Source organism: Enterococcus sp. DIV1307a (assembly GCF_050537425.1).
Lineage (GTDB): Bacteria > Bacillota > Bacilli > Lactobacillales > Enterococcaceae > Enterococcus > Enterococcus faecalis.
The window spans coordinates 1,463,024-1,481,027 of record NZ_CP172914.1 but is presented as its reverse complement, the minus strand read 5'-3'; the positions used below and the strand labels follow the sequence as shown (position 1 = coordinate 1,481,027).

The window sequence follows — 18,004 nt, the reverse complement described above, 5'->3', positions numbered from 1 at the left end:
GTAGCTCTTTAAATTGCAAAAAAGAATAGAAATGGTATGATATGAAGAGAGAAAAACAAACGAGGAAGTTAGGTGGAACTGTGAAGCCAGTTATAGTCAAAAATGTGCGAATAGGTGAAGGGAATCCCAAAATTGTGGTGCCCATTGTTGCTCCAACAGCCGAGGATATTTTGGCCGAAGCAACGGCGAGCCAAACACTAGATTGTGATTTGGTGGAATGGCGTTTAGACTATTATGAAAATGTCGCTGATTTTTCCGATGTATGTAATCTTTCACAACAAGTGATGGAACGGTTGGGGCAAAAACCGTTATTGTTAACTTTTCGTACACAAAAAGAAGGTGGCGAAATGGCTTTTTCCGAGGAAAATTATTTTGCTTTGTATCATGAATTAGTGAAAAAGGGTGCGTTGGATTTATTGGATATTGAATTATTTGCGAATCCACTGGCGGCAGATACGTTAATTCATGAAGCTAAAAAGGCGGGGATTAAAATTGTTCTCTGTAATCACGACTTTCAGAAAACACCGTCGCAAGAGGAGATTGTCGCGCGGTTACGCCAAATGCAAATGCGTCAGGCGGATATTTGTAAAATAGCTGTGATGCCACAAGATGCGACAGATGTACTTACGTTACTTTCAGCAACCAATGAAATGTACACCCATTATGCATCCGTCCCAATCGTTACTATGTCAATGGGACAGTTAGGGATGATTAGTCGCGTAACAGGTCAACTGTTCGGGTCGGCACTAACTTTTGGCTCCGCCCAGCAAGCGTCTGCACCAGGCCAACTATCCGTACAAGTATTAAGAAATTATTTAAAGACATTCGAACAAAACAAGTGATTCAGAAGGTGAAAAAAGTGGCAAAGAAAAAAACACAACAAAAAACGAATGCGATGCGCATGGTAGAACAACATAAAGTACCATATAAAGAATATGAATTCGCTTGGAGCGAAGATCATTTAAGTGCAGAAAGTGTCGCTGAAAGTTTAGGTATTGACAAAGGACGAATTTTTAAAACCTTGGTTACAGTAGGTAATAAAACAGGTCCCGTCGTGGCTGTCATTCCTGGTAATCAAGAATTAGATTTGAAAAAATTAGCGAAAGCTAGTGGCAACAAAAAGGTAGAAATGCTTCACTTAAAAGATTTAGAAGCAACCACAGGCTATATTCGTGGGGGCTGTTCACCAATTGGGATGAAAAAACAATTTCCCACCTATTTGGCTGAAGAAGCTCAACAATATTCTGCAATTATTGTTTCTGCAGGCAAACGTGGCATGCAAATTGAATTAGCTCCTGAAGCAATCCTTTCGCTAACCAATGGACAATTTGCGGAAATAACGACAAAAGAATAAGTGGCTATAAGAAGAAGTCGAGACAGAACCGTTTATCTGTTTTTAAACGTGGAGCAAAAATCACTAGGGATTTTTGCTCCACGTGTTTAATTATCAAATTAATAAAGGAAAAGCATTAAGTAGACAGTGCTACTTTTTATTGGGATAAAATTTTTGTAATGCTTGCCGTGCGAGCATATCGGCCGCTTTGTTTTGACTTTCAGGTAGCCATTTGATTAAGAGCAAAGGGAAATTCTTTTCTAGTTGTTGATATTCTGCTAAATAAGGCTGGTACTTTTCATTTTTAGCATAGTTTTTTTCAATTGTTTGGACAACAATTTTACTATCTGAGTGGAGAAGAACGGTTTGTTGATTGTCTTCATTGGCAATCGCTTGTTTTAAAGCTTCAATCAGCACTTTAAATTCGGCTTCGTGATTACTAACAATGCCTAAAGGCACATGCAATTGTTGCCGCGATTGGTCGGTGAGGTAAACGATACCGCCGCCAGATTCACCTGGATTGCCTTTTGTTGCAGCATCTACATAAATTCTTAACATAAAATTACTCCTAATTTCTTTTTGTTCTTAAAAAAAGTATGTTACTATTATAACATATTTAAATTTAGCGGCGTTGATCCAGAAGTAGTGAGGGCACTTTATGAAAAAACAGAAATTCTATTGGCAGCCAGAATTAGCATCAACAATTATTTACTGGTCTTGCACATTTTGTATATTATTTATTAGTTTAATTTTAGCATTGGAAAATAATGGTCCTTACTTGATTAGTAATCTGGTGATGGTTCCATTTTTTGTGTTTGCGTATCTAGGAATTGCGCGGTCTTTTAACCTGACAGAAACATCTTTAATTGTCAGAGATGTTTTATGGTTTCGCAAAAAAGCACTTCCGCTTTCTCAGATAGAAAAAGTAACCTACAATGAAAAAAGCATCGAAATTTTTTCCTCAGAATTTAAGGAAGGCTCAAAAGTCTTTTTAATGAAAAAGAAAACGATTCCGTTATTTCTTGAGGCACTTAAGGTAAAAAAGCCTGAATTGAAGGTAGCAGAAGATCATTCTTTGGGCCTTCATAAAAAAGAAGAAAAAAACAAGAGTGAGTCATAAGTCGAAACGACTGGTGACCCACTCTCAAAATCTTAAAATAATCAGCTGAAACAAACGCTACGTTTACTTACTTTTTGGAGCTAAGCGCTGTTGGTTCAGCTTTTTTAGTTATCTATTTTTTTGACATGTGCTGCTTGTAGCCCACGATTGCCTTCCATTATCTCGAATTCTACAGATTGATTCTCATCAAGTGATTTGAATCCGTCACCTTCTATAGCAGTGAAGTGGACAAAAATCTCATCTTCTTCGTTGTAAACGATAAAACCATAACCTTTTCTGTTATCGAACCATTTGACAATTCCTTTTTGCATCCAATTCACGCTCCTTTTAGATTTGTAAAGACACTTTCATTATACGAGAAAAGGCTACCAAACGTCAATGGTTGGGTTGTTTAAAAAAGGTTATTCTAGCCATTCTATTCAATACAAGCTATAATTTAAAAGAAACAATGTGTCACAAAGACGATAAAGAATTGAAAAGGGGTCCGTTATGAAGACAGATATTAACATTGCACAAGCAGCAACATTAAAACCTATTCAAGAGATTGCCGAAACAATCGGTCTTTCAGAAGATTCGCTCGAACTTTATGGAAAATACAAAGCGAAAATAGATTTTCCAACGCTTCAATCCTTAGAAGCGAAACCAGAAGGTAAATTAATCCTCGTTACGTCGATTAATCCAACGCCAGCAGGAGAAGGAAAGTCAACCGTGACCATTGGTTTAGGAGATGCATTAAATCAAATCAATAAAAAAACAGTTATTGCCCTAAGAGAACCATCATTAGGTCCTGTGATGGGGATTAAAGGTGGCGCAACAGGTGGCGGTTACGCACAAGTATTACCAATGGAAGAAATCAATTTGCATTTTACTGGTGATATGCATGCCATTACGACAGCCAATAATGCCTTAGCTGCGTTACTAGATAATCATTTACAGCAAGGAAATGAATTAAAGATTGATTCTCGGCGGGTGATTTGGAAACGTGCAGTGGATCTAAATGATCGTGCGCTCAGACAGGTCGTTGTTGGTTTAGGCGGTCCTTTCCAAGGTGTACCAAGAGAAGACGGTTTCGATATTACTGTGGCAAGCGAAATTATGGCGATTCTTTGTTTATCGCAAAATTTAACGGACTTAAAAGAACGCTTAAGTCGGATTATTGTCGCCTATAATGACCAAAGAGAGCCGGTGACGGTTAAAGATTTAAACGTGGCAGGTGCCCTGACTTTATTATTGAAAGACGCCTTAAAACCTAATTTAGTTCAAACGATTGAAGGAACTCCAGCTTTTGTTCACGGTGGTCCTTTTGCCAATATCGCTCATGGATGTAACAGTATTTTAGCGACAAAAACGGCTTTGCATCTAGGGGATTATGTCGTAACAGAAGCAGGTTTTGGTGGCGACTTAGGTGGCGAAAAATTTTTAGATATTAAAGTACCTTCTTTAGGAAAAGCACCCGATGCCGTTGTGATTGTGGCAACGATTCGCGCGTTGAAAATGCATGGCGGTTTGGCGAAAGATCAGTTAGCAGAAGAAAATTTACCAGCGTTACAAAAAGGCTTTGCCAACTTAGAAAAACATATTCAAAACATGCAACGTTATGATGTACCAGTAGTTGTTGCAATTAATGAGTTTACACAGGATACAGAGAAGGAAATTCAACTGTTGAAAGAAGCCTGCCAAGCGTTAGGCGTGCCCGTCGAGTTAACAAGTGTTTGGGCGCAAGGTGGCGCAGGTGGCACGAATCTAGCGAAAACAGTAGTAGCAGAGATTGAAGCCAATACAAAACAGTTTCAACCTTTATATAATCCTCGCCAAACTATTGAAGAAAAAATTCAAGCCATTGTACAAACGATTTACGGCGGGGAACAGGCGATTTTTTCTCCGAAAGCGCAAAAACAAATCGCAGACTTTACAAAAAATGGTTGGGATCAATTACCAATCTGCATGGCGAAGACACAGTATTCACTTTCTGACGATCCTCAAAAATTAGGACGGCCAGAAGGATTTACGATTACGATTCGTGAGCTAGTTCCAAAAATCGGTGCAGGGTTTATCGTGGCGTTAACGGGTGACATTTTAACGATGCCTGGCTTGCCGAAAGTTCCTGCTGCGTTAAATATGGATGTGGACGAAACGGGTCAAGCGAGCGGTCTCTTTTAAAGCCGCTCTTTCCTGAGACCTATTTTTAGTATATACTTGAAAGTAGCTCAATAAAAAATAATGACGGAAATTTATTGCGTAGTTTATTATAAGGAGCAACGACTATGGGGGAACGAGCAGATACATTTTTAGCACACTTTAATCGCATTGAAAAGTGGATGAGAGAGAGACTGAACAATCCTGTCAACATGGGATTCAGTGAAATGACAAGACGTCTTTCCCGAAAAGAAAAAGGACAGATTGCTCAATTTGAAGAGGATTTGCTTCAAATGGCTCAGTTAAGAAATGCCATCGTTCATGAGCGAATTGCTGATGATTTTGTAATTGCAGAGCCAAACGAATGGGCAGTTCAACGAATTGAAACGATTGAACAAGCTTTAACAAAACCAGAAAAAGTAGTGCCTAAATTTGCGAAACGTGTTACAGCTTTTGAAATCACCACTTCTTTAGAAACGTTATTAACGATTATTGCAAAAAAACAATATTCCCAATTTCCGATTTATGAAAAAGGTGTATTTAAAGGATTAATCACGGTTCGAGGGATTGGTGTATGGTTTGCCATTGAGAGCACCAAAGGCGAAGTTCACATTGCCAACCGAACGGTGCGAGAATTGTTGGCATCAAATTATAAACGCAGCAACTATCAATTTGTTTCAATTGAAGCAACCGTTTTTGAAGTTGAACAAATGTTTCGGGAGCAGCCACGCTTAGAAGCTGTGCTTATTAGTAAAAGTGGCCATCCTAATGGTGAGTTAGTAGGCATTGTTCGACCAAGAGATTTAGCAAGTATTCATAGAGAAAAGGAATGACGCGATTGTTAGTAGTATATTTTTTAATCAGTGCCTTATTAGTAGGGCTTGACCAATGGAGCAAATATTTGACGGTCCAAAACATTTCTTTGGGTGAAACAAAAGAATTCATTCCTGGATTTTTGTCGCTGACCCATTTAAGAAATACCGGAGCCGCTTGGAGCTTATTAGAAGGAAAGATGATATTCTTTTATGTCATCACAGTAATTGTTAGTGTCGTGATTATTTATTTATTAATTAAGAATTATAAAAAAAGTATCTGGTATTCTGTAGGTTTATCTTTTGTCTTAGCAGGTGCCATTGGGAATTTTATTGATCGTGTACGTTTAGGCTACGTAGTGGACATGCTCCAAACGGATTTTATGAATTTTCCTATTTTTAATGTTGCAGATAGTACGTTAGTGGTCGGCGTTATTTGTATATTTATTTATTTGATTTTAGATGAAAAAGCAGCAAAGGAAGGCAAAAATGGAACAAATTAACGTAACGATTCAAACAGAAAAAGGCCGGATTGATAAAGTATTAAGTGAACATTTACCCAATCATTCCCGCTCGCAAATTCAACAATGGTTAAAAGAAAAACACGTAACAGTTAATGGTGAAACGGTCCGCGCAAATTACAAAGTTACAGCAGGCGATGAAATTGTTGTAACAATTCCTGAACCAGAAGTTCTAGATATGGTAGCAGAGGATATTCCTTTGACCATTGTTTATGAAGACAATGATGTGATTGTCGTCAACAAACCTCAAGGCATGGTCGTTCATCCTTCGGCAGGGCATCCCAATGGTACATTAGTGAACGCGTTACTTCATCATGCGGATCACTTATCGGCGATTAATGATGTGGTGCGACCGGGAATTGTTCATCGAATTGATAAAGATACTTCGGGGCTATTGATGGTGGCTAAAAATGATCAAGCCCATGAATCATTAGCGAAACAGCTAAAAGAAAAAACATCGTTACGTAAATACGTTGCCTTGGTCCACGGTGTTATTCCTCACGATAAGGGAGAAATAAATGCGCCTATTGGTCGTTCCAAGGTTGACCGTAAAATGCAAGCGGTCATTGAAGGCGGTAAAGAAGCAGTCACGCATTTTACTGTTTTAGAGCGTTTTGATGCATTTACCTTAGTTGAATTACAACTAGAAACAGGCCGGACACATCAAATCCGTGTTCACATGAAATATATCGGTTATCCATTAGCTGGAGATCCATTATATGGACCGAAAAAAACATTGCCTGGCAATGGACAATTTTTACATGCGAAGTTATTAGGCTTTACACATCCTACTACAGGTGAACAATTAGTCTTTGAAGCACCTTTACCAGAAGTTTTTGAAAAAACTTTACACCAATTAAGAAATAATCATTGATTTTTTTCTGAAGAAGAGGTAAACTCTTTTTTAAGAAGAAAAATAACTAAATAACTGTAACCTTTAAGTTTAGTCCCGTGAGGCTAAGAAGGAATCATGCAAAAGAACACTAGGTGCGCTTAGTTAGTAAGTTGTGTGGGCTACATGGTACCCTTGTACCTTTTTAAACTGTAACCAACATCCTCCTATCCTCATACGGGTAGGAGGATTTTTTGTTGGAAAAAATAACAGGACAATTTCAATAAAAATCCACTTATTTTTCAGCTGCTCAATTGAAGGAAGAATCGCTGACCCCAAGACAGCGAGGACGTAGATAAAAAAGAAATGAGGAGGAAATTATTATGCCAAAGAAAGAAGTTGTTGACGCAGTCACAATGAAACGAGCGCTTACTCGAATCTCGTATGAAATTATTGAAAGAAACAAAGGAATTCAAGACATTGTTTTAGTAGGAATTAAAACGCGTGGGATATACATTGCACAACGTCTAGCCGAACGCTTAAAACAATTAGAAGATATTGACGTGCCAGTTGGTGAATTAGATATTACTTTGTATCGTGATGATGTGAAAGATATGGAGGAACCTGAATTACATTCTTCTGACGTACCAGTCTCAATTGAAGGTAAAGAAGTTATTTTAGTGGATGATGTCTTGTACACGGGCCGGACCATTCGTGCTGCGATGGACGCTGTTATGGATTTAGGTCGTCCAAGAAAAATCTCTTTAGCAGTCTTAGTAGATCGTGGGCATCGGGAACTACCGATTCGTGCCGATTATGTAGGAAAAAATATTCCAACATCAAAAACTGAGGAAATTATTGTGGAAATGGAAGAGCGTGACGGCGCAGATCGTATTATGATCAGTAAAGGAAACGAATAAAAAGGAGTGAACAACGTTGTCAGAAAAAGAATTTCGAAATGAGGATGCAGTCTTAGATATTAAAGACAGACCGCAAGCTTTTCACTGGGTTGGCCTAAGTTTACAACATTTATTTACGATGTTTGGCGCAACGGTTTTAGTACCAATCTTAGTGGGAATTGACCCAGGGATTGCGTTAGTCAGTTCAGGATTAGGAACAATGGTCTATCTGATTACTACAAAAGGAAAAATCCCCGCCTATCTTGGCAGTAGCTTTGCTTTTATTGCAGCGATGCAGATGTTAATGAAGAGTGATGGTTATCCAGCCATTGCCCAAGGTGCTATGACAACCGGCTTGGTATACCTAATCGTTTCATTAATCATTAAAAAAATTGGTTCCGACTGGTTGGATAAAATTTTACCGCCTATCGTTGTAGGACCTGTCGTGATGGTTATCGGTTTAGGCTTGGCTGCTAACGCCGCAAATAACGCAATGTATAACAACAACGTTTATGATTTTAAATATATTGCCGTAGCCTTGATTACTTTAGGCTTAACCATTTTTTACAACATGTTTTTCAAAGGCTTCCTAGGATTAATTCCAATTCTTTTGGGAATTGTCAGTGGGTACCTAGTCGCTTTAGCTTTCGGAATTATTGATTTAACCCCTATTAAAGAAGCTGCGTGGTTTGCTTTACCGAATTTTGAAGTACCTTTTGTTCAATATGAACCGAAATTGTATTTAAATGCCATTACAACAATGGCACCAATTGCTTTTGTAACAATGACAGAACATATTGGTCATTTAATGGTCTTGAATAAATTAACCAAGCGCAACTTTTTCCAAGACCCAGGCTTATCTAAAACTTTAATGGGAGATGGCTTAGCGCAAATTGTAGCAGGTTTTGTTGGTGGACCGCCAGTTACAAGTTATGGTGAAAATATCGGCGTGTTGGCAATTACAAGAGTACACAGTGTCTTCGTGATTGGTGGAGCCGCGGTGTTCGCTGTAGCTTTAGGATTTGTTGGAAAATTAAGTGCCTTGATTCTAAGTATCCCAGGACCAGTTATTTCAGGAATTAGTTTCGTCTTGTTCGGTGTGATTGCCGCAAGTGGTTTGAAAATCTTAATCGATAATAAGATTAATTTTGATAAGAAAAAGAATTTATTGATTGCTTCAGTAATTTTAGTCATCGGCATTGGTGGCTTAGTCTTCAAAGTAGGAACCTTTGAATTGTCTTCAATGGCATTAGCAACCGTCTTAGGAATTGTTTTGAATTTAATTTTACCGGAAAACGCACGTAGCGAAGAACAGTAGGAGGACTGGACGAATGATTATTACATCTGAACGAATTAGTTTAAAACATCTTTTAACTGCTGAGGCTTTAACCGACCGTGAAGTCATGGGGTTAATCCGTCGCGCAGGAGAATTTAAACAGGGGGCAAAATGGCACCCAGAAGAACGTCAATATTTTGCAACAAACTTGTTTTTTGAAAATAGTACTCGAACACATAAAAGTTTTGAGGTAGCTGAGAAAAAATTAGGCTTAGAAGTGATTGAGTTTGAAGCAAGTAGAAGTTCTGTTCAAAAAGGAGAAACGTTATACGATACAGTACTAACGATGTCGGCAATTGGTGTAGATGTAGCAGTCATTCGTCATGGTAAAGAAAATTATTACGATGAATTGATTCAAAGTAAAACGATTCAATGTTCTATTATTAACGGTGGGGACGGGAGTGGACAACACCCTACACAATGTTTATTGGATCTGATGACCATTTATGAAGAATTTGGTGGATTTGAAGGCTTGAAAGTGGCGATTGTGGGAGATATTACACATTCTCGCGTTGCTAAATCAAATATGCAGTTATTAAACCGTTTAGGCGCTGAAATTTATTTTTCAGGTCCAGAAGAGTGGTATGATCATCAGTTTGATGTCTATGGACAATATGTGCCGCTAGATGAAATTGTTGAAAAAGTCGATGTGATGATGTTACTTCGCGTGCAGCACGAACGTCATGATGGTAAGGAAAGTTTTTCAAAAGAAGGCTATCATTTGGAATATGGTTTAACCAACGAACGGGCAACTCGTTTACAGAAACACGCAATTATTATGCATCCAGCGCCAGTCAATCGGGATGTTGAACTGGCAGATGAATTAGTGGAAAGTCTGCAATCAAGAATCGTCGCGCAAATGAGTAACGGAGTCTTTATGCGCATGGCAATTTTGGAAGCAATTTTACATGGAAAGGCCTAGGTGGAGAAATGAAGACGTTAATTAAGAATGGAAAAATCATCAAAAAAGAGAATCAATTGATTGAGGCAGCACTTTGGCTAGAAAATGGTGTGATTCACGCAATCGGAGAATCGTTTGACGAAGCAGATTTTGAGCAAGTGTTTGATGCGAACGGGCAACTAATCACGCCAGGCTTGGTGGATGTGCATGTTCACTTTAGAGAACCAGGCTTTACGTATAAAGAAACGATTAAAACGGGTAGTAAAGCTGCTGCTCGCGGTGGTTTTACTACGGTTTGCGCAATGCCCAATTTGAATCCAGTACCAGATACGGCTGAAAAATTAAGTGAGGTTTACGACTTAATTCAAAAAGATGCAGTCGTGAAAGTTTTACAATATGCGCCCATTACAGAAGAACTACGGAGTGAAGTTTTAACCAATCAGAAAGCCTTAAAGGAAGCGGGTGCCTTTGCATTTACGAATGATGGTGTTGGTGTCCAAACGGCAGGAACGATGTACTTAGCCATGAAAGAAGCGGCTGCATTAAATATGGCGCTTGTTGCGCACACGGAAGATGAATCTTTATTATTTGGTGGTGTGATGCATGAAGGAGAAGTTTCTAAGAAATTAGGCCTACCAGGGATTTTAAGTGCAACGGAAGCTTCACAAATTGCTCGGGATATTACTTTAGCGAAAGAAACAGGCGTTCATTATCATGTTTGTCATGTTTCAACAGAAGAAAGCGTGCGCGTTATTCGAGATGCTAAAAAAGCAGGGATTCACGTAACAGCCGAAGTTTCGCCACACCATTTAATTTTAGTCGATGAGGATATTCCTGGTGACGAAGGGTTTTGGAAAATGAACCCGCCATTACGTGGTTTAGCAGATCGACAAGCATTGATTGACGGCTTGTTAGATGGCACGATTGACTGTATTGCTACCGACCATGCGCCCCATGGTTTAGAAGAAAAGCAACAATCATTTTTAAACGCACCTTTTGGCATTGTCGGTAGTGAAACGGCCTTCCAATTGATTTATACGAACTTTGTCGAAACAGGCATTTTCACATTAGAACAAGTGATTGATTGGATGGCAGTGAAACCGGCAGAAATTTTTGGATTAAACGCAGGAACACTAACAATTGGTGCACCAGCAGATATTGCAGTTTTTGACTTAGCAACAGCTGCACCAATTGATGCAGAAGCATTTGAATCAATGGCTGTCAATACACCATTTACAGGGTGGACAGTCAAAGGAAAGACACTTATGACATTTGTTGACGGAGCATTAGCTTGGTCGGAGGAGGCGCAGTAGGTTTGAAAAGGTTATTGATTTTAGAAGACGGAACAGTATTTGAAGGAAAAGCGTTTGGTGCAGAAGGCAATGTAGTAGGAGAAGTTGTTTTTACTACTGGCATGACAGGTTACCAAGAAGCAATTACTGACCAAAGTTTTAATGGACAAATGATTACTTTTACGTATCCATTAGTTGGAAATTACGGGGTCAACCGAGATGATTATGAATCCATTGCACCAACCTGTAAAGGTGTCATTGTTAAAGAGCATGCGCGGGTTGCTTCAAATTGGCGTCAACAAATGACCTTGGATGAATTTTTAAAGCGCAAAGGGATTCCGGGAATTTCAGGAATTGATACGCGTGCGCTGACTCGTAAGTTACGATCAGCTGGAACAATGAAAGGGAGCATCATTGATGCCGTGGATGATTTGCCGCATGCATTTGATCAACTAAAAGCGACGGTCATGCCGAAAAATCAAGTGGCACAAGTCTCCACTACTAAACCTTATCCGAGTCCAGGTATTGGGCGTAATGTAGTCGTCGTTGATTTCGGGTTGAAACATAGTATTTTGCGAGAATTATCAAAACGGCAATGCAACTTAACCGTGTTGCCTTATAATACAACGGCCGAAGAGATTTTAGAATTAAGTCCCGATGGTGTCATGTTGACAAATGGGCCTGGAGATCCCAAAGATGTGCCTGAAGCTATTGAAATGATTCAAGCAATCCAAGGAAAAGTTCCAATTTTCGGCATCTGCTTAGGTCATCAGTTATTTTCATTAGCAAATGGTGCGGATACGTATAAGATGAAGTTTGGACATCGCGGTTTGAATCATCCTGTACGAGAAATTGCAACAGGACGCATTGATTTCACTTCACAAAATCACGGATATGCCGTAGATGAAGCAACAATTGATCCAGAAAAATTACTTGTGACCCACGTGGAAGTCAATGATGGAACGGTTGAAGGCGTGCGTCATCGAGATTATCCAGCTTTTACTGTGCAATATCACCCAGATGCGGCTCCAGGACCGCACGATGGTCTTCATTTATTTGACGAATTTATGGAATTAATGGATGCATGGAAGGAGCAAAACTAATGCCAAAACGAACGGACATCAAGAAAATCATGGTGATTGGTTCAGGACCAATCATTATTGGACAAGCAGCAGAATTTGACTATGCAGGCACACAAGCCTGTTTAGCGCTAAAAGAAGAAGGGTATGAAGTTGTCTTAGTAAACTCAAATCCAGCGACTATCATGACCGATAAGGAAATCGCGGATCATGTTTATATCGAACCGATTACTTTAGAATTTGTTTCAAGAATTTTGCGAAAAGAACGTCCTGATGCTCTTCTACCAACATTAGGTGGTCAAACTGGATTAAATATGGCGATGGAATTATCGGAATCAGGAATTTTAGATGAGCTAAATGTAGAATTGCTAGGAACAAAGCTCAGTGCGATTGACCAAGCGGAAGACCGTGATTTATTTAAACAATTGATGGAAGAATTAGAACAACCGATTCCAGAAAGTGAAATTGTCAATACGGTGGAACAAGCCGTGGCTTTTGCCAAACGAATTGGCTATCCAATTATCGTTCGTCCCGCATTTACTTTAGGTGGAACAGGCGGCGGCATGTGTGATACGGAAGAAGAACTCCGCCAAATTGCCGAAAACGGTCTGAAATTATCACCAGTTACACAATGTTTAATTGAAAAAAGTATTGCTGGTTTTAAAGAAATTGAATATGAAGTGATGCGTGATTCGGCTGATAATGCGATTGTGGTTTGTAACATGGAAAACTTTGATCCTGTCGGCATTCACACTGGGGATTCGATTGTTTTTGCTCCGAGTCAAACCTTATCAGATTATGAATACCAAATGTTGCGAGATGCGTCTTTGAAAATTATTCGTGCATTAAAAATTGAAGGTGGCTGTAATGTTCAATTAGCTTTGGATCCGCATAGCTTTAATTATTATGTGATAGAAGTGAATCCTCGTGTTTCTCGCTCATCTGCACTTGCTAGTAAAGCCACAGGGTATCCCATTGCGAAGTTAGCTGCAAAAATTGCTGTTGGTTTAACATTAGATGAAATGAAAAATCCAGTTACTGGAACCACTTATGCCGAATTTGAACCGGCTTTGGACTATGTTGTTTCCAAAATTCCTCGTTGGCCTTTTGACAAATTTGAAAAAGGTGCTCGAGAACTAGGAACGCAAATGAAAGCAACCGGGGAAGTCATGGCAATTGGCCGCAATATTGAAGAATCCTTATTAAAAGCAGTTCGTTCTTTAGAAATTGGTGCTTATCACAACGAGTTAGCAGAACTAAGTCATGTCAGTGATTTAGAATTAACGAAGAAAATGGTCCATGCGCAAGATGATCGATTGTTCTACTTATCAGAAGCCATTCGTAGAGGATATAGCATCGAAGAATTACAAAGTTTAACGAAAATTGATTTATTCTTCTTGGATAAACTTTTACACATTATCGAAATTGAAACAACCCTTGAAAGTCACGTGGACAACGTAGCTGTCTTGAAAGAAGCCAAACAAAATGGCTTTTCTGATCGGAAAATCGCAGCACTTTGGGGACAAACAGAACAAGCCATCGCTGACTTCCGCAGAGCCAATCAAATTGTGCCCGTCTATAAAATGGTGGATACGTGTGCTGCAGAGTTTGAATCACATACGCCTTATTTTTATAGCACGTATGAAGTGGAAAACGAAAGCAATGTTTCGAAAAAGCCTTCTGTACTAGTATTAGGTTCTGGTCCCATTCGCATTGGTCAAGGGGTCGAGTTTGATTATGCAACCGTTCATTCTGTCAAAGCAATCCAAGCGGCTGGTTATGAAGCAATTATTATGAATAGTAATCCTGAAACAGTTTCAACAGATTTCTCTGTTTCTGATAAATTATACTTTGAGCCATTAACTTTAGAAGATGTCATGAATGTGATTGATTTAGAAAATCCGATTGGCGTGATCGTCCAATTTGGTGGACAAACAGCGATTAATTTAGCTGAGCCGCTCACAAAACAAGGCGTTAAAATTCTTGGAACAACGATTGAAGATTTAGATCGTGCGGAAAATCGTGATTTATTTGAACAAGCTTTGCAAGAGTTAGAGATTCCTCAACCACCAGGAGATACGGCCACAAGTGCAGAAGAAGCAGTCGTGATTGCTGATCGTATCGGCTATCCCGTTTTAGTGCGTCCAAGTTATGTTTTAGGTGGTCGTGCAATGGAAATTGTCGAAAATCAAAAGGATTTGGAAGATTATATGCGACATGCAGTCAAAGCTTCTCCAGAACATCCTGTCTTGGTTGATAGCTATTTATTGGGACAAGAATGTGAAGTTGATGCCATTTGTGATGGTGAAACAGTACTAATTCCAGGGATTATGGAACATATTGAACGAGCTGGCGTTCATTCTGGCGATTCAATGGCGGTTTATCCACCGCAGTATCTTTCTCAAGAAATTCAGGCAACAATTGCCGATTATACAAAAAAACTAGCACTTGGTTTAAACTGTGTAGGCATGATGAATATTCAATTTGTTATTCATGAAAATCGTGTTTATGTGATTGAAGTGAATCCTCGTGCGAGTCGAACAGTTCCTTTCTTAAGTAAAATCACAGGGATTCCGATGGCCCAAGTTGCTACAAAAGCGATTCTTGGTGAGAAACTGACTGACCTAGGATATCAAGATGGATTATACCCTGAAAGTAAACAAGTTCATGTGAAAGCCCCTGTGTTCTCCTTTACGAAACTACAAAAAGTAGATACGTACTTAGGGCCTGAAATGAAATCAACTGGGGAAGTTATGGGTAGTGATTATTATTTAGAAAAAGCCTTGTATAAAGCCTTTGAAGCATCTGGCTTGCATTTGCCAAGTTATGGAGCTGTACTTTTCACCATTGCTGATGAAACAAAAGAAGAGGCGTTAGAAATTGCTAAGCGTTTTTCAGCAATTGGCTATAGTTTAGTCGCAACGGAAGGAACCGCTGACTTTTTAGCGAAGCATCAGTTGCCTGTTAAGAAAGTGACGAAAATTTCTAATCCTGAAGGGGAAACCGTGCTGGATGTCATTCGTAATGGGAATGCACAAGTGGTAATCAATACCATGGATAAAAATCGTTCCAGTGCCAACCAAGATGGGTTTTCAATCCGTCGGGAAGCAGTCGAACATGGGATTCCATTGTTTACCTCACTTGACACAGCGAATGCGATTTTAAAAGTTTTAGAATCAAGAGCCTTTACGACAGAAGCCATTTAAGCAAAAATCTGGAACAATCGTCTGAGGAGGACTGTTCCAGATTCTTTTACGAAGAAATAGAAAATCATTTATAGGGGAATCAGAGAATAAAGGAGTGAAGGATACTGATGCAGAGAAAGCAAGAAATGATGACCATTGTAGCTCAAAAACAGTTAGCGCCACGGATTTATCAGTTAGACTTACAAGGCGAGTTAGTGAAAGAGATGACACGACCTGGACAGTTTGTGCATATCAAGGTTCCGCGTGCAGATTTACTTTTGCGGCGACCGATTAGCATCAACCAAATTGATCATTCGAACGAAACCTGTCGTTTGATTTATCGAGTCGAAGGCGCTGGAACGGAAGTGTTTGCCACCATGAAGGCTGGTGAACAATTAGATATTTTAGGTCCTTTAGGAAACGGCTTTGATATAACTACCGTAGCAGCTGGTCAAACTGCTTTTATCGTTGGCGGAGGAATCGGGATTCCCCCATTGTATGAATTATCAAAACAACTCAATGAAAAAGGCGTGAAAGTGATTCATTTTCTTGGTTATGCATCAAAAGAGGTTGCTTATTACCAACAAGAATTTATGGCATTAGGAGAAACACATTTTGCCACAGATGACGGCTCGTTTGGCGCTCATGGCAACGTGGGACGTTTATTGTCAGAAGCGTTAGCAAAAGGACGGATCCCTGATGCAGTTTATGCTTGTGGTGCGAATGGTATGTTAAAAGCAATTGATTCTTTATTTCCAACACATCCACACGTTTACCTTTCTTTAGAAGAACGGATGGCCTGTGGAATTGGGGCTTGTTATGCCTGCGTTTGCCATAAAAAAGGAGACACTACTGGAGCAAAAAGTGTCAAGGTCTGTGATGAAGGTCCGATTTTTAAAGCAAGTGAGGTTATCTTATAATGAAAAATCCTTTAGCTGTTTCAATTCCAGGTTTAACATTAAAAAATCCAATTATTCCCGCCAGTGGTTGCTTTGGGTTCGGGGAAGAATATGCTAACTATTATGACCTTGATCAATTAGGTTCAATTATGATTAAGGCAACAACGCCCCAAGCACGATATGGAAATCCCACGCCACGTGTAGCTGAAACACCTAGTGGTATGCTAAATGCCATTGGATTGCAGAATCCAGGTTTAGAAGTGGTGATGCAAGAAAAATTACCGAAATTAGAAAAATACCCTAACTTACCGATTATCGCAAATGTTGCAGGTGCTTGCGAAGAGGACTATGTGGCTGTTTGCGCAAAAATTGGGCAAGCGCCTAACGTCAAAGCAATTGAATTGAATATTTCCTGTCCTAATGTGAAACATGGCGGCATAGCTTTTGGTACAGATCCAGAGGTTGCTTTTCAATTAACACAAGCAGTCAAAAAAGTCGCATCTGTTCCGATTTATGTTAAACTATCACCAAACGTAACGGACATTGTGCCGATCGCCCAAGCAATTGAAGCAGGGGGCGCAGACGGTTTTTCTATGATTAATACATTGCTCGGGATGCGCATTGATTTAAAAACGAGAAAACCTATTTTAGCCAATCAAACTGGTGGACTATCTGGACCAGCCATTAAACCTGTTGCTATTCGCTTAATCCGACAAGTCGCCAGTGTTTCTCAGTTGCCAATTATTGGAATGGGCGGTGTTCAAACAGTGGATGATGTCTTGGAAATGTTCATGGCAGGTGCTAGCGCTGTCGGTGTTGGTACGGCCAATTTTACAGATCCATATATTTGTCCGAAGTTGATTGACGGATTACCTAAGCGAATGGAAGAGTTAGGTATTGAATCGTTGGAACAATTAATTAAAGAAGTGAGAGAGGGGCAGCAAAATGCACGATAGACCAATTATTGCGTTAGATTTTCCCACGCAAAAAGAAGTGGCTGTTTTTTTAGAAAAATTTCCTAAGGAAGAAGCCTTGTTTGTTAAAGTGGGAATGGAACTTTTTTACGCAGAAGGACCAGCGATTGTTCGCTGGCTTAAAGAACAAGGACATGATGTTTTCTTGGATTTAAAATTACATGATATTCCGAATACTGTGGAAAAAGCGATGACAAATTTAGCAAAATTAGGCGTTGCCATTACCAATGTCCATGCAGCAGGGGGCGTTCGAATGATGCAAGCAGCTAAGGAAGGTCTAATCAAAGGGACTCAGCCAGGCGCTAAGGTTCCTGAGTTAATTGCTGTAACCCAGTTGACTTCTACTAGTGAAGAAGAGATGCACCATGATCAATTAATCAACGTTTCTTTAGAGACAAGTGTCATTCATTATGCTAAATGTGCGGAAAAAGCGGGTCTGGATGGCGTGGTTTGTTCAGCATTAGAAGCACGTGGTATTCAAGAAGCAACCAAGCAAACGTTTATTTGCTTAACACCTGGTATTCGTCCAGCAGGAAGTGCAGTAGGTGACCAACAACGGGTCGTTACGCCGCAACATGCTCGCGAAATCGGGTCCACATATATCGTTGTTGGCCGACCTATTACCCAAGCAGAAAATCCTTACGAAGCCTATCAAGAAATCAAAAAAGACTGGAGCGGAAAGTAA

At 39.6% G+C, this 18,004-nt stretch carries 18 protein-coding genes; 16 read left to right on the top strand and 2 right to left on the bottom strand.

Going from position 1 to position 18,004, the window contains the following annotated elements; all coding sequences use genetic code 11:
* Window positions 1-80 precede the first annotated feature (80 nt).
* Window positions 81-842, top strand: coding sequence for a type I 3-dehydroquinate dehydratase (gene aroD / locus IGL90_RS07225; protein ID WP_002357400.1), 762 nt, complete (start codon window positions 81-83; stop codon window positions 840-842).
* Window positions 839-1,354, top strand: a complete 516-nt coding sequence (gene ybaK, locus IGL90_RS07220; RefSeq protein ID WP_002397353.1) for a Cys-tRNA(Pro) deacylase — start codon at window positions 839-841, stop codon at window positions 1,352-1,354. Before aroD ends, ybaK begins: the two co-directional genes overlap by 4 nt.
* 129 nt (window positions 1,355-1,483) lie before the next feature.
* On the opposite strand, the gene IGL90_RS07215 is transcribed toward ybaK, so the two are convergent.
* Window positions 1,484-1,891: a ribonuclease HI family protein gene (locus tag IGL90_RS07215; RefSeq protein ID WP_002357402.1), complete on the bottom strand. Its 408-nt coding sequence runs from the start codon at window positions 1,889-1,891 to the stop codon at window positions 1,484-1,486.
* Window positions 1,892-1,991: 100 nt separating this feature from the next.
* Here IGL90_RS07215 and IGL90_RS07210 point away from each other — a divergent pair, with 100 nt between their 5' ends.
* Entirely contained in the window at window positions 1,992-2,453 is a 462-nt protein-coding gene (locus IGL90_RS07210) for an EbsA family protein (protein WP_002366775.1), read from the top strand.
* A gap of 104 nt (window positions 2,454-2,557) precedes the next feature.
* Here IGL90_RS07210 and IGL90_RS07205 read toward each other — a convergent pair whose 3' ends face one another.
* The gene (locus tag IGL90_RS07205; protein ID WP_002357404.1) at window positions 2,558-2,764 is read right to left on the bottom strand and encodes a cold-shock protein; all 207 of its coding nucleotides are present in this window, start codon (window positions 2,762-2,764) and stop codon (window positions 2,558-2,560) included.
* Window positions 2,765-2,942: 178 nt separating this feature from the next.
* Between IGL90_RS07205 and IGL90_RS07200 the strand changes: the two genes are divergently transcribed.
* From IGL90_RS07200 to pyrF, 13 genes are all read left to right on the top strand, one after another.
* The gene (locus IGL90_RS07200; RefSeq protein ID WP_048737047.1) at window positions 2,943-4,613 is read left to right on the top strand and encodes a formate--tetrahydrofolate ligase; all 1,671 of its coding nucleotides are present in this window, start codon (window positions 2,943-2,945) and stop codon (window positions 4,611-4,613) included.
* Between the two features lie 104 nt (window positions 4,614-4,717).
* Window positions 4,718-5,422 (top strand): CBS domain-containing protein, encoded by a 705-nt coding sequence (locus IGL90_RS07195; RefSeq protein WP_002360173.1) that lies wholly within the window; start codon window positions 4,718-4,720, stop codon window positions 5,420-5,422.
* Between the two features lie 5 nt (window positions 5,423-5,427).
* Entirely contained in the window at window positions 5,428-5,904 is a 477-nt protein-coding gene (lspA, locus tag IGL90_RS07190; protein ID WP_002360174.1) for a signal peptidase II, read from the top strand.
* Window positions 5,891-6,796, top strand: a complete 906-nt coding sequence (locus IGL90_RS07185) for an RluA family pseudouridine synthase (RefSeq protein ID WP_002371061.1) — start codon at window positions 5,891-5,893, stop codon at window positions 6,794-6,796. The genes lspA and IGL90_RS07185 overlap by 14 nt, the downstream gene beginning before the upstream one ends.
* 338 nt (window positions 6,797-7,134) lie before the next feature.
* Window positions 7,135-7,674: a bifunctional pyr operon transcriptional regulator/uracil phosphoribosyltransferase PyrR gene (gene pyrR / locus IGL90_RS07180; RefSeq protein WP_301280621.1), complete on the top strand. Its 540-nt coding sequence runs from the start codon at window positions 7,135-7,137 to the stop codon at window positions 7,672-7,674.
* A gap of 16 nt (window positions 7,675-7,690) precedes the next feature.
* Window positions 7,691-8,971: a solute carrier family 23 protein gene (locus IGL90_RS07175; RefSeq protein WP_002357410.1), complete on the top strand. Its 1,281-nt coding sequence runs from the start codon at window positions 7,691-7,693 to the stop codon at window positions 8,969-8,971.
* 13 nt (window positions 8,972-8,984) lie between these two features.
* Complete coding sequence (locus tag IGL90_RS07170) at window positions 8,985-9,911, top strand: aspartate carbamoyltransferase catalytic subunit (protein WP_002357411.1); 927 nt, start codon at window positions 8,985-8,987, stop codon at window positions 9,909-9,911.
* A gap of 8 nt (window positions 9,912-9,919) precedes the next feature.
* Entirely contained in the window at window positions 9,920-11,203 is a 1,284-nt protein-coding gene (locus IGL90_RS07165; protein ID WP_002357412.1) for a dihydroorotase, read from the top strand.
* Window positions 11,204-11,205: 2 nt separating this feature from the next.
* Window positions 11,206-12,285 carry a carbamoyl phosphate synthase small subunit gene (locus tag IGL90_RS07160; RefSeq protein ID WP_002360175.1) on the top strand — a complete coding sequence of 360 codons (1,080 nt, stop codon included), beginning with the start codon at window positions 11,206-11,208 and terminating at the stop codon, window positions 12,283-12,285.
* A complete protein-coding gene (gene carB, locus IGL90_RS07155; protein ID WP_002361908.1) occupies window positions 12,285-15,467 on the top strand; it encodes a carbamoyl-phosphate synthase large subunit in 3,183 nt (1,060 codons plus the stop codon). Before IGL90_RS07160 ends, carB begins: the two co-directional genes overlap by 1 nt.
* Before the next feature lie 107 nt (window positions 15,468-15,574).
* Window positions 15,575-16,366: a dihydroorotate dehydrogenase electron transfer subunit gene (locus IGL90_RS07150; protein ID WP_002365731.1), complete on the top strand. Its 792-nt coding sequence runs from the start codon at window positions 15,575-15,577 to the stop codon at window positions 16,364-16,366.
* Window positions 16,363-17,301 carry a dihydroorotate dehydrogenase gene (locus IGL90_RS07145; RefSeq protein ID WP_002369312.1) on the top strand — a complete coding sequence of 313 codons (939 nt, stop codon included), beginning with the start codon at window positions 16,363-16,365 and terminating at the stop codon, window positions 17,299-17,301. Before IGL90_RS07150 ends, IGL90_RS07145 begins: the two co-directional genes overlap by 4 nt.
* Window positions 17,291-18,004, top strand: coding sequence for an orotidine-5'-phosphate decarboxylase (gene pyrF, locus IGL90_RS07140; RefSeq protein WP_002365730.1), 714 nt, complete (start codon window positions 17,291-17,293; stop codon window positions 18,002-18,004). The genes IGL90_RS07145 and pyrF overlap by 11 nt, the downstream gene beginning before the upstream one ends.